At 53.1% G+C, this 13,317-nt stretch carries 10 protein-coding genes; 7 read left to right on the top strand and 3 right to left on the bottom strand.

Going from position 1 to position 13,317, the window contains the following annotated elements; genetic code table 11:
- The first annotated feature begins 344 nt into the window (after window positions 1–344).
- From B2Z72_RS18225 to B2Z72_RS18215, 3 genes are read left to right on the top strand one after another with little or no spacing between them, the layout of a single operon-like run.
- Window positions 345–3,080 carry a hypothetical protein gene (locus B2Z72_RS18225; RefSeq protein ID WP_296982146.1) on the top strand — a complete coding sequence of 912 codons (2,736 nt, stop codon included), beginning with the start codon at window positions 345–347 and terminating at the stop codon, window positions 3,078–3,080.
- A 19-nt stretch (window positions 3,081–3,099) separates the two neighbouring features.
- Window positions 3,100–4,998 (top strand): DUF1302 domain-containing protein, encoded by a 1,899-nt coding sequence (locus B2Z72_RS18220; RefSeq protein WP_296982148.1) that lies wholly within the window; start codon window positions 3,100–3,102, stop codon window positions 4,996–4,998.
- Window positions 4,999–5,037: 39 nt separating this feature from the next.
- A complete protein-coding gene (locus tag B2Z72_RS18215) occupies window positions 5,038–6,384 on the top strand; it encodes a DUF1329 domain-containing protein (protein WP_297005474.1) in 1,347 nt (448 codons plus the stop codon).
- A 140-nt stretch (window positions 6,385–6,524) separates the two neighbouring features.
- Here the strand turns inward: B2Z72_RS18215 and B2Z72_RS18210 are convergent, their stop codons facing one another.
- From B2Z72_RS18210 to B2Z72_RS18200, 3 genes are read right to left on the bottom strand one after another with little or no spacing between them, the layout of a single operon-like run.
- Window positions 6,525–7,025, bottom strand: a complete 501-nt coding sequence (locus B2Z72_RS18210) for an outer membrane beta-barrel protein (RefSeq protein ID WP_296982153.1) — start codon at window positions 7,023–7,025, stop codon at window positions 6,525–6,527.
- Window positions 7,026–7,036: 11 nt separating this feature from the next.
- Window positions 7,037–8,023 (bottom strand): serine/threonine protein kinase, encoded by a 987-nt coding sequence (locus tag B2Z72_RS18205; RefSeq protein ID WP_296982155.1) that lies wholly within the window; start codon window positions 8,021–8,023, stop codon window positions 7,037–7,039.
- A 38-nt stretch (window positions 8,024–8,061) separates the two neighbouring features.
- Complete coding sequence (locus B2Z72_RS18200) at window positions 8,062–8,793, bottom strand: ComF family protein (protein WP_296982157.1); 732 nt, start codon at window positions 8,791–8,793, stop codon at window positions 8,062–8,064.
- A gap of 70 nt (window positions 8,794–8,863) precedes the next feature.
- On the opposite strand from B2Z72_RS18200, the gene bioB reads away from it, so the two are divergent.
- From bioB to B2Z72_RS18180, 4 genes are all read left to right on the top strand, one after another.
- Complete coding sequence (gene bioB, locus B2Z72_RS18195) at window positions 8,864–10,003, top strand: biotin synthase BioB (RefSeq protein ID WP_296982159.1); 1,140 nt, start codon at window positions 8,864–8,866, stop codon at window positions 10,001–10,003.
- Between the two features lie 101 nt (window positions 10,004–10,104).
- Complete coding sequence (locus tag B2Z72_RS18190; protein WP_296982162.1) at window positions 10,105–10,356, top strand: hypothetical protein; 252 nt, start codon at window positions 10,105–10,107, stop codon at window positions 10,354–10,356.
- 24 nt (window positions 10,357–10,380) lie between these two features.
- Window positions 10,381–11,268 (top strand): putative metalloprotease CJM1_0395 family protein, encoded by an 888-nt coding sequence (locus tag B2Z72_RS18185; RefSeq protein WP_296982164.1) that lies wholly within the window; start codon window positions 10,381–10,383, stop codon window positions 11,266–11,268.
- A 240-nt stretch (window positions 11,269–11,508) separates the two neighbouring features.
- On the top strand, window positions 11,509–13,314 hold the full coding sequence (locus tag B2Z72_RS18180) for an acyl-CoA dehydrogenase C-terminal domain-containing protein (protein WP_296982166.1): 1,806 nt from the start codon (window positions 11,509–11,511) through the stop codon (window positions 13,312–13,314).
- Window positions 13,315–13,317 lie beyond the last annotated feature (3 nt).

Raw genomic sequence — 13,317 nt, 5'->3', positions numbered from 1 at the left:
CCCATTGGCGTACGACCCCCCGCCACAATTACTACAGAATCCTGCTCAGACATGCGCTGTCTCCTGAAATCCGATGATGTTAGGGAGCGGTATTCTAGAGGATTGCGTTTGTGAATCCCAGTCACAGCAGTTTGGCCCGGATTGACGGACAATCCTGCCAGTAATACCAAGGTAGTGTTACATCCGGATACAAAATGACGGGGTGATTAGTACTGAATCATACTTTTGAGTGATGGGGGGTGCGCTGCAGCCAGATTATAGTTCCGAGCATCTCTTCGGGGAGGGGGGTAATTACGCGTCCCTGAAGTGCCAACATAACCATAAAAAAACAAACAGGTAGCAATATGGTGAAGAAGACCCTTCTCAGTCTGGCCATCGCAGCCACAGCAGCAGGCCTTGCCGGCTGTAATATCAGTAGCGTTCAGGACCACGATAAAGTTGATCAGACCGCTGTAGACGCCGGCTCCGGCGATGCACAGCCAGCGGTTGTCGCTCCAGTTTTTAACCCCGCCCGTTCTCAGTTGCCTCTGGCCACCGATTTTCTGCTCTCCGGTACCACAGACGGCACACTGGTATATCCTGACGGCGATGTCGATATTTTCCTCGCGGACGGTTCCCGTAACCCTGAATACAACCCGGTATATGACGCCATGTCCGATATGGACGGTTTCTCTACCGTTGGTCAGTTGTATATTCCTTTCAGTGGGTCTCTGAGCGAAGGCGAGCTGCCGGCTGGCAGTGTTTACCTGGTAGAGCTGGACTATGGTGAAGCCGGTCCGAAAGTGCCTGACCCACAGATTAATGAAGCGGACCCATTTGGGGGCGAAGCGGCTATTAAAGCTGAAGTCGTCTCTTACGCTGATGGTAACCTGAATAACAGTGTGGTTCGCATCTCTCCCACAGAACCCCTGAAAAACAATACACGCTATCTGGTTGTACTGACCAACGCCATTACTGACGTTGATGGTGATGCCACTGTCATGGGTTCACAGTTTAAATACCTGATCGGCGACGACGATCTGCTCAGCGCTGCGCTGGCACCGGTTCGTGAAGCTGTACAGGATTGGTATCAGCTGGCACAGGGCTTCCTGGTCAGTCAGGGGGCGAGCCCATCCAGCGTGACTACCGCTTATACCTTTACCACAGGCGGTACAGTTGAAGTACTGAGTGCTATGGCTGCGCCGGGGAATGCGGATGCCGCGCTGGCTTCTACTGTTCCCGCTGTCCTACAGCATTATCTGAACACAACAGAAGACGATGCGGCCACTCAATCAGCGACTGTTGGTGCCATTCTTAGTGGAGCCGGCTCATCGGCAACTGCGGCTGAAGTCATTGGCGGACATGCGTTACTGTCTACGCTGCCTGCTCCGTCACCCCGGGCGTCAAATTTCCCTGCGCTATCTGCGACAGTCCCTGTTGATACATCCATGATCCTGGATGGCGCAGCCTCTTCGTTCATTACCGGCACCATCGACCTGCCGTATTACTCGCAGGCGCCAAGCGGTGCTTACGTTGATGATGGTATTAACCTGGGTGATGATGAGCACTACACCTGTTCTGCAGAAACCGCTTCCGATGCGGCGACCTGTGCGGCAGCCACGTTGAGTGCAGCCAATACGGTTATCGGTCAGTGGGCAACCGATGCCGACGTGATTGAAAATCTGCAGCTGGCACAGGGGGCTGATGCTGCAGATGCAGCTGAAGTTGCAGCGCCATCTGAAAATGTGACCAATCTGTTCCCATTCGCGCAAGAGAACGGCAAGGTTCGTACTCAGGTCCTGGTTGTAGAGCCGGGCGGTAGTTGTGCTAAACCGGGTAGCGGCTGGCCGGTGGTGATGCTGGCTCATGGCATTACCGGGAACCGTATGCAGAATATCGTCCTGGCTGAACAGCTGGCAGCTGCGCCGAACTGTTATGCCAGTGTAGCTATTGACCTGCCAATGCATGGTCTGATGCCGACCGATATGATCACCTCCGGTGTTTTGGGTGGCGCTCCGTTCAGTGGTGCTGTACCTCTGATGGCTGCAGTTAATCAAAGTGCTGGTGGCATTGCCGTTACAGATGGCGGCGCAACACCAGGTACTGCCGACAGCTTTGTTGAGCTGGATGCGGCGACTCAATCTCTGATTATCTCTGGCCAGACTGTGTCTCAGCGTCACTTTGGTCTGACTGCCGACGCCAGTGGCGCACTGCCGGAAGCGGTTGACGGTGATATCGACGGCGGAGAAGGTACTGCAGCGGATCAGTCCGGTTCTCTGTATATCGACTTCCTGCACTTCCAGACCACCCGAGATAATAACCGTCAGGCGGTGATGGATCTGCTTAACCTGAACGCCACGATTCCATTTATGGATATTGATGGTGATGGCAATGGCGGCCCAGCCAATACCGACCCTGACTTTGACGCCAGCCGGATCTATTTCGCCGGTATTTCTCTGGGTTCTATTATCGGCACTCAGTTTGTCGCGGTGAACAACACCAGCGCGGTACCAGCGAACCCGGCAGGTAACCCGGCACTGAACCGTGTTCAGGCGGCTGTGTTCTCAGTACCTGGCGGCGGTCTGCCTAAACTGCTGGAAAATTCAGCAACCTTTGGTCCGACGATTGTTGGCGCGCTGGAAAATCCGGACAGCTTCAACCTGACTCAGGGCGGTTCCAGCTACGAATCTCTGATGTACGTTTACCAGGCAACTGTGGATTCAGCCGATCCGATGAACTTCGGCGGTCTGATGCAGCTGTCACAGACGCCTTACACCCTGATCGAATCTGTGGGTGATACCGTGATCCCAAACAGTGTTGCTGATGCACCGCTGGCCGGTACTGATCCGCTGATCTCTGTATTTGCTGCGGAGCAGGTTGAATCCGGTTCCACTATCGGAGCAGGTGATCAGGTGTTCGTTAAGCTGTCAGACGATCTGAGCAGCCACTCCTCCTTTGCTGTACCGGATACCGACGCTAATACCCCTGAAACCGCAGCCACGTTTGGCGTACTCGTTCAGCACGCGATCAGCCGCTTTAACGGCTCGCCAGCACTGAATGACGGTGGTGCAGGTATTATCGAAGCTATCCCAGCAGAATAAAAATCGGGCGGAGTTGAATATGAAAATAACAAACAAGAGTATGCGCTCAATGAAAAAATTACCTTTAGCGCTGGCGGTATCTGCGATCGCCTCTACTTCAGTACAGGCCGTAGAGTTTAATTTTGGGGATCTTGGGGTACAGCTGGATAACACCATCAGTTACGGTGTGGCATGGCGTACATCTGCACGTGACAAGGGCCAGATCATGGGTGGCAATGGCGCAGCCATTGGTGAGAACACTTCAGGTTCTTCTTACAACTATGATGACGGTACCCTGAACTACGGTAAGGGCGACATTTACACCAACGTGGTGAAATGGAGCGGCGACCTGGAGCTGAATTATCAGAACTACGGTGGTTTCTTCCGTGCCCGTGCTTATTACGATACCGCTCTGATGGATGAAGAGACGGATTTCAAACCACTCAACGACGCAACCAAAGCAGCGGCCGGTAAAGGCGCTGAACTGCTGGATGCGTATGTCTGGGCCGACTATGAAATTGGTTACACGCCAATCAACGTACGTCTCGGTCGCCAGGTAGTGAGCTGGGGTGAAAGTACCTTTATTCAGGGTGGTATTAACAGCATCAACCCGGTGGATGCATCCGCTTTCCGTAAGCCAGGTGCTGAAATTAAAGAGGGTCTGCTGCCGGTGAATATGGCTTACACCTCCATTGGCTTAACCGCTGATGTGACTCTGGAAGCCTTCTACCAGCTGGAATGGGAAAAAACCCGTACTGACCCTTGCGGTACTTTCTTCTCCACCGCCGACTTTGTCGCCGATGGCTGTAACCCGATTATTCTGGCTGGTACCGAAGATGAACGTATCTATCTGGAAATGCGTCAGGACGAAATCGATCAGGGCGTGCCGCTGAATGGTCGTCTGGCACCGATGACTGAGCGTTTATCCGATGATACACCACGCGATTCCGGCCAGTACGGTCTTGCTGTGCGCTGGTATGCCGAAGCTCTGGGTGATACTGAACTCGGCTTCTATTACATGAACATCCACAGCCGCGTGCCGTACATCAATGGTGCGGTAACCAACTATGACACCAGCGGTGATCAGGTGAATGCGGATGCTTCTTACGACAGCCGTTACCCGCTGTACCAGATCGCTTATCCGGAAGACATCAAAATCGCCGGTATCAGTTTCGCGACCAGTACTGAAGGTGGTGCGTCGATTTCCGGTGAAGTGAGCTACAAGCCGGATATGCCACTGCAGTGGAACGCATTCGAACTGATTCTGGCCGGTAACGGTGCGCCATACAGCCGTCTGTATCAGCAACGTGCTGAAGAAGCCGGTGGTGCTCTGCCGCTGTACGGTGAAATCGCCAAAGGTTACGACGAGTTCGATATGTGGCAGGCGCAGATGACCTACATTAAGTTCTACGACCGCGTACTGGGTGCAGACCGTCTGGCGCTGGTGGGTGAGGCTGGTGTAACGGTTATCCCGGATCTGCCGGATGTTGATGATGCCCGTTACGGCCGTTCCGGTGCATACGGTATCGGTAATAACGACGGTGTTTACGATGCGGTTCCAGGTGTGAACTTCTGTTCCGCTGACACTGTTGGCGGTGCGCCAAACTCTGGCCAGAACGCCAACACTGATTACTGTACCGATGATGGTTATGTAACCAAAGTATCCGGTGGTCTGCGCCTGCGTGCGGTTATGGACTTCAACAACGCATTCGCTGGTGTGAACGTCAGCCCGATGCTGTCCGTGGCTTATGACAAAGGTAATGGTCCTGAGCCAGGTGCTCAGTTTATGGATGATCGCCTGACCACTGGTCTGGGTGTGACATTTGTCTACCTGAACCAGACGTCTGTTAACGTGTCGTACACTAACTTCTCTGGTGGTGACTACAATCAGATGGTTGACCGCGACAACATTGCTCTGTCTGCGAAGTATTCCTTCTAAGAGATTGGCTCATATAAGAATTACAGAGGTCTATGAAGCATGTTTAAACGATATTCAAAAACACTGGGCAGTGCGTTAGCACTGTCCCTGATGGTAGGCACGGCACATGCCGAGGTTTCCGCAGATAAAGCGGCAGCATTGGGTAAAACCCTGACGCCTGTCGGTGCTGAAATGGCAGGCAATGCGGCTGGCACCATTCCTTCCTGGAATGGCGGCCTGGCTAAAACTGATGAATTCAAAAATCCGTTCCCGGAAGACAAGCCTAAGTTTGTTATTACCGGTGCGAATTATAAGGAGTACGCGGCTAATCTGACCGATGGTCAGAAAGCCATGTTCGCCAAGTATCCGGATACCTACAAAATGCCGGTTTACGAGACGCGCCGTACTTCTGCGTATCCTCAGTTTATTTACGATGACAGCAAAACCAACGCCACCAAAACAAAGCTGCTGGCAAATGGTAATGGTCTGGAAAATTACGAAGAGGGTGTTCCGTTCCCACTGCCACAGAATGGTGTGGAAGCGATCTGGAACCATATCGTCCGCTACCGTGGTGGCAGCGTAAGCCGTGTTGTTGCGCAGGCAACACCACAGGTGAACGGTGACTACACCATCGTGCGCTTTAAAGATGAGTTCACCTTCCGTAATAAACTGACAGATTACAAGCCGGATCAGGATAAAAACGTACTCTTCTACTTTAAGCAGGATGTTATTTCTCCAGCCCGTCTGGCCGGTAACGTACTGTTGGTTCATGAAACACTGGATCAGGTGAAAGAGCCACGTAAAGCCTGGGTTTATAACGCTGGTCAGCGTCGTGTACGCCGTGCACCTCAGGTGTCTTATGACGGCCCGGGTACTGCGTCAGATGGTCTGCGTACATCGGATAACTTCGATATGTACAACGGCGCACCTGACCGTTACGACTGGAAGCTGGAAGGGAAGCAGGAAATTTATATTCCTTACAACTCTTACAAGCTGAAAGATAAAAAGCTGAAATACGCTGATATCGTGAAGCCTGGCCATATCAATCAGGACCTGGCCCGTTACGAGCTGCACCGTGTGTGGAAAGTAACTGCAACCCTGAAAGAAGGTAAGCGTCATATTTATGCCAAACGTGTTTTCTACTTAGATGAGGACACCTGGCAGGCGTCTGAAATTGATCATTACGATGGCCGTGGTGAACTGTGGCGTGTGGCTGAGTCTCACAACGTGATGTACTACAACCACCAGGTGCCATGGTATGCGCTGGAAACTCTGTACGATCTGAACTCTGGTCGTTACCTGGCACTGGGTATGGATAACGAAGAAGATGAAGGTTATTCCTTCGGCTTCGACCGCTCCAGCCGTGACTACACTCCGGCGGCCCTGCGTCGCAGCGGTGTACGCTAAAAAATCCAGACAATAAAAAAGGGCCGAAAGGCCCTTTTTTATTGTCTGCAGAAAATGCTTTTAAAAATAACAGTAACTATTTATCTCTGCCTATTTCCACAACTGCCAGGGCAGTGTCTTCCTGCAGATCAGACGTTTGCTCAGAAGTTAACAGCAACACTTGCCTGATAGACGGACGACGAGTCTTTGGCGATGTACTCACCACGCAGATCCAGTTTTGGCGTCAGGTGAAACCCTGCACCGGCACCCAGCAGCAGACCGTCATCATCACCAAAATCGAGACCGGCACGGCCAATTACAAAGAACTTGTCGTTAATTTCCGGCAGATCTTTTTCAATCACGCCAGCTACCCACAGACCATTAATGTCATCATCCACGCGATCAAAATCGTCGGTGTCGCTGTAACCAATTTCAGCGGATGTTTTCACCAGTGGATAACTGTTCTGGAATTCGTAACCGGCGAACAGGGTGTAACCAAACGCATCGTCGCTGCCGCCGCCAAAGGGGGAGTCGACAACGTTTTCAGAAATACCACCACCTACATACAGGTTTTTCGCATCAAGGCCTTCAGCCATAACGGGTGCAGATACAAAACCTGCCGTCAGGGCCAGTGATGTCAGATACTTATTTACGTGTTTCATGTTCTCTCCTGTTAAAAAATGGGTAATTCAATGGGCGCTTCCTGTAGTGCAGCAAGCTGCTCCTGCAACGCATTGACATGCTCTGACCAGAAGCGGTGACCGGTGAACCAGGGGAATGCCTGAGGAAAAGCCGGGTCGCTCCAGCGGTTACAGAGCCAGGCTGCATATTTCATTACCCGGATCGTGCGTAGTGTTTCTATCAGAGCCAGTTCCTGTGTCGGGAATGGCCTGAACATTTCGTAACCTTCTTTAATGACCAGTAATTGCTGCCGTTGTTCCTGCTCTGTGCCGCTGAGCAGCATCCAGATGTCTTGCATGGCAGGTCCCTGCAGGCAGTCATCGAAGTCGACCATGTATAAAATATCGTCGCGCAACAACAGGTTGCCGGTGTGTAAATCACCGTGAATTCGCAGTGTGTTTATCGCCTGTGGTCGATAGAGATTTTCACAGAGTTTAATCAGCGCATCACTGATGGTGCGGTAATTATGGCGGTAATCTTCCGGCATCAGGCCGCTGCTCAGAACCTGTTCGCTGGCTTTGATGAGATCATCGCTGCCCTGAATTTGCGGTCTGTGTGCAAACTGTTTTCTGCTGCCGGTCTGATGCAGGCGGCCAAGCCAGCGACCGATCAGTTCGAGATCGTCATCGTTTGCCAGCTCCGGGGCCTGGCCACCACGTCGTGGGAAAAGGGCAAAATAAAACGGATCGTCCAGAAACAATGACTGACCATCCTTAACGATGGGGGCAACGACCGGTAATTCATCGGCCTGTAATTCCAGCAGAAAATCATGCTCTTCCTGAATCTGCTCCCTGCTCCAGCGTGCCGGACGATAAAACTTGCCGATCAGCGGCTGCTCGTCTTCGATGCCGATCTGATATACGCGGTTTTCATAGCTGTTCAGCGGAAATACCCGCGCATCGCACAGATAACCCAGTGACTCTGTGGCATCCATGACGCGTTCCTGGGTTAATTCCGAATAGGGGTGTGATGAAGTCATAAGCAGCCTCCGCGTTAGCTGCGCGCATTATGACAGAGTTATTTGTTATTGCTCTGTGATTTTGCCGGCGTGCGGCACAGGGACCAGACACCGACAATGCCGGCTCCCTGCTGCTTCAACAGGCGCGCCGCAGCGTCGGCTGTGGCGCCCGTGGTAATCACATCGTCGATAATTAACAGATGTTCGCCGTCGAAGGTTCTCTGCCCACTGATAAAACTTCGTTTCTGGTTATGACGACGCTGAGAGGCAGACAGCCCGCGCTGATCAGCGACCGATGTTTTCTTCAGGGCATCTTCGTACAGAGGTAAACGGTATTGCCGGGCAACAGGCAGGGCCAGCAGCTGTGCCGGATTGTAGCCGCGCACAAGCCGGCGCTTCCGTGCGGACGGCATAAAAATCAGGCCATCCACCTGATCCATCGTATGAGGTGGCTTTTGCCGCATCAGCCAGCCAAGGCGCAGCAGCCACTGCAAGTGGGTTTTATCCTTTGCTGCCAGTAACCATGAAGACATTGGCGGCTGATACAGATAGCTGCTGTAAGCGTAATCAAAGGCTGGTGGCGTCTGTTGGCAACGGGCACAACGGCCCGGCTCTGACATAGGCTCGGCGCATTGGCTGCAGGCGTTATGGCTGACGGAGAGTTGCTGGTGGCAGGGAGCACAGAGAAAGCCAGATGCATCCGCCTGTTGCAGGCAGAGTTCGCAGGTGCCCGATGTCAGTCCGGTTGACTGCCGTACGCCTTTTAATACGCTGTAAACCATATTTTTCATTATGTTTGACGGTTATGACCGTTTCCCTATGATCACCTGCCCATCATAAAACCCTCCATGGAGCAGGAACATGAGTCATCCCGCTGATATTTCCACTGCATCTTCCAACAGTTTGCGCCATGACTGGTCTGCCGCTGAGATTCAGGCCCTGCTGGCGAAGCCGTTCAATGATCTGCTGTTTGAAGCCCAATGCGTACATCGGCAGTATTTTGATGCCAGTCGGGTGCAAGTCAGCACGCTGTTGTCGATTAAGACCGGCGCCTGTCCGGAAGACTGCACCTATTGCCCGCAGAGTGCGCACTACGATACCGGGCTGGAAAAGCAGAAACTGATGGAAGTTGAAGCCGTTCTTGAGAAAGCAAAGGCAGCCAAAGCGGCTGGCGCTGAGCGTTTTTGTATGGGGGCCGCCTGGCGTTCGCCTCACGAACGGGATATGCCCTATGTTCTGGCCATGGTTGAAGGTGTCAAAGCTATGGGGCTGGAAACCTGCATGACTCTGGGCATGCTGGATGCGGAAAAGTCCCGGCAACTGGCAGCCGCCGGGCTGGATTATTACAACCACAATCTCGACACCTCACCGGAATATTACGGCGAGATCATCACAACCCGCAGCTACACCGACCGTCTGGAAACTCTGGCCAATGTGCGTGAAGCCGGAATGAAGGTCTGCTCCGGCGGTATTGTCGGCATGGGCGAGAGCAGTCAGGACCGTGCGGGTCTGTTACAGCAGCTAGCCAATCTGCCGGTGCACCCGGAATCGGTGCCGGTTAATCAGCTGGTCAAAACTGCGGGAACGCCACTGGCTGATGTCGATGATCTGGACTGGACTGAGTTTGTACGCACCATTGCCGTGGCGCGCATTCTGATGCCGGCTTCCCATATACGCCTCAGTGCCGGGCGAGAGCAGATGAGTGAAGAAATGCAGGCGATGTGCTTTTTGGCCGGGGCGAATTCCATCTTTTATGGCGAGTGTCTGCTGACTACACCAAACCCTCAGGTTAAACAGGATCAGCAGTTGCTGGCCAAACTGGGTATTAATCAGGAGGTGTGTCAGCAGGAGAGGGGTCAGCAGAAGAAAGTTCAGCAGGATTTCCAGAGCAGCCGCGCAGGAAAAACAGGTTGGCGACAGGATTCCGGCGCAGATTCTGCTGATCCGGAACAAAAAATTGAACAAGTGTTATTTTATGACGCAGCAGCTCGACAGTTATAGCAAATCGGTCTATCAGGCCTGATAGCCATGCTGGAAGGCGGGTTTTTAATTGGTTAAATTATAGTCAATAGCCACCGATGGATAACACGAGGGCAAATGACATGAATATCGGTTCAACGACAGGCTCAGCTTTCACTACCGCCGCCACTGCTGTCACGCAGGGGGTGGATCAGGTTAACCGTGCGGCACAGGATGTGGTCGACGCCACCACGGCGCGCCCGGTGGAAGGCGTGGGTAAAACAGAAAAAGCACTGACCGAGCTGAAGCAGGGCGAAGTTGCTGTGTCAGCCGGCGCGAAAGTAATTGAAGCTGCGGATCGCCAGATCGGCAGTCTGATTGATACCAGCGCGTAAGCGCACGGGTCAGAGAGGTGATGAATGCAGGTTTCTCCAGTCACAACAGTTGCGGTCAGTTCCGCACCGGTGCAATCCGGTGCGGCGGCTGGGCTGTTGTCGGCAAAACCTGAAACACCTCCTGCTTCGGTACTGGCGGCCGTTGATGATGTGACTTTGTCAGCCCGCAGTGGCAATCCGACGCTGCGTAATCCAGAGTCGGAAACCCGTCTGTATCAGAAGTCATCACCTTCCTCCCTCTCTTCGCAGCAGGATTCAGCTCCAGCAGCCAGTAAAACTGAAGATGCTCAGCCCGTTGAGCAGGAAAACGAATTCGTAAAACGGGCGCAGGAAGAGCGTGAGCTGGAAGAGATACGTAGTCTGAAGCAGCGGGATCAGGAAGTCCGGGTCCATGAGCAGGCGCATTCAGCTTCTGGTGGCGTGCATGCCGGTTCAGCCAGTTTCAGTTATGAAACCGGGCCGGACGGTGTGCTTTATGCCGTCGGTGGTGAAGTGAGTGTTGATGTCAGCAAAGTCAGTGACGACCCGCAGGCCACGCTGGATAAGATGGAACAGATTCAGCGCGCTGCTCTGGCACCGGCTGAGCCATCCGCCCAGGACCGTCAGGTTGCGGCCCAGGCAGCGCAGAAGGCAGCCCAGGCTCTGAATGAGATTTCACAACAACAGATGCAGCGCCGCGATGCGGAAATGAGCCGCGTGGAAGAGCAGCAGGCGGAAACTGCCGTAGCTCTGGCAGAAGCCAAAGCCGCGCAGGAAGAGGCCAAAGAGAAAGAGTCTGAAGAGCAGGCGGTCTCGGCCGCGGAGCGCAATGCGGAATACAATGCACGCATGCAACGCATCAATGAAGTTCTGCTGCAGATCAGCATGCCGCAACCGGTCTCAGCCGGTCAGATACTGGATGATGTGATCTGATCAACTCAGTGTTTTGTTAATAACTCCATAAACCGGCCGTGCGCCGGTTTTTTTATGCCTGTAACGCAACTATTCTGTGATTCATGTGCAATATAAATGGCTGATCATCGCTGCACAGGCTTGACAACTTCATGTGGCGAACGTATGTTTCAAACACTTGTTTGAATCCATGTTGATCAAACTGCCATAACTAACAGCAGCCAACGCTGCAAGAACATAATAGGCAACGAGGTCGTTCTTATGCCAGAGTACAAGGCTCCCCTGCGTGAAATTAAGTTCGTAATGGACGAACTGCTGGATATGCCAGGCCATTACGCCAGCATCCCGGCTTATGCTGAAGTAGCAACTCCAGAAATGATCGATGCGATCGTCGCCGAAGGCGCTAAGTTCTGTGAACAGGAACTGGCCCCTCTGCAGCGCGTTGGTGATACTGAAGGCTGTACCCGCCATGAAGACGGTTCCGTGACCACTCCGACCGGCTTCAAAGAAGCGTACGCCAAATTTGTTGAAGGTGGCTGGCCATCACTGGCGCATGATGAAGCGCACGGTGGTCAGGGCCTGCCTGAGTCTCTGGGTACTGTGGTATCTGAGATGGTTGGTACTGCTAACTGGTCCTGGGGTATGTACCCGGGTCTGTCTCATGGCGCGATGAATACCATCCATCAGCACGGTACTGAAGAACAGAAAGACACTTACCTGACCAAACTGGTTTCCGGTGAGTGGACCGGCACTATGTGTCTGACTGAACCACACTGTGGTTCTGACCTGGGTATCCTGAAAACCAAAGCAGAAGCTAACGCTGACGGTTCTTACGCGATCTCCGGTACCAAAATCTTTATCTCTGCCGGTGAACACGACATGGCAGAAAATATTGTGCACATCGTTCTGGCGCGTCTGCCAGGTGCACCGGAAGGTACTAAGGGTATCTCCCTGTTTATCGTTCCTAAAATGCTGCCAAACGAAGACGGTTCCGTCGGTGAGCGTAACGCTGTGACCTGTGGTTCTATCGAACACAAAATGGGTATTCACGGTAACGCGACCTGTGTGATGAACTTCGACGGTGCCAAAGGCTGGCTGATCGGACCTGAGAACAAAGGTCTGAACTGCATGTTCACCTTTATGAACACTGCCCGTATCGGTACTGCTCTGCAGGGTGCGACTGCTGCTGAAGCGTCTTTCCAGGGTGCTCTGGCGTACGCTAAAGACCGTCTGGCCATGCGTTCCCTGACCGGTCCTAAAGCGCCTGAAAAAGCCGCTGACCCGATCATCGTTCACCCTGACGTTCGCCGTATGCTGCTGACTCAGAAAGCCTTCGCTGAAGGTGGTCGTGCGCTGGTTTACCTGGCTGCACAGCAGAACGACATCGTGAAAGCATCGGAAGACGAAGAAGCACGCAAAGCCGCTGATGAGCTGCTGGGCTTCCTGACGCCAATCGCGAAAGCCTTCCTGACTGAAGTTGGTTACGAAGCCACGAACCTGGGTGTTCAGGTATTCGGTGGTCACGGCTTTATCGCTGAGTGGGGTATGGAGCAGCTGGTACGTGATACCAAGATTGCCTGTATCTATGAAGGTACTACCGGTATTCAGGCTCTCGACCTGCTGGGCCGTAAAGTACTGATGACTCAGGGTGCTTCCCTGCGTAACTTCACCAAGATGGTTCACAAGTTCTGTCAGGCAGAAGAAGGCAACGAAACTCTGGCTCCGCTGGTGGCATCACTGGCTGAGTACAACAAAGAGTGGGGCGATCTGACCATGAAGATCGGTATGAACGCGATGAAGAACCGTGACGAAGTGGGCTCAGCATCCGTTGATTACCTGATGTATTCAGGTTACGTAACCCTGGCTTTCCTGTGGGCCCGTATGGCTAAGGTTGCTCAGGACGCACTGGCTGCCGGTACGTCTGAAGAAGATTACTACAAAGCCAAGCTGACCACTGCGAAGTTCTACTTTGCCCGTATTCTGCCACGCGCCAAAGGCCACGCAATCTCTATGGTTGCCGGTGCAGATACAGTGATGGATCTGGCGGAAGAACACTTCGCGTTCTGATTC

The sequence above is a fragment of the Thalassolituus sp. UBA6592 genome (genome assembly GCF_002433655.1).
In the GTDB taxonomy this organism is placed as follows: domain Bacteria; phylum Pseudomonadota; class Gammaproteobacteria; order Pseudomonadales; family Oceanobacteraceae; genus Venatoribacter.
This window is presented reverse-complemented; position numbering and strand designations above follow the sequence as displayed.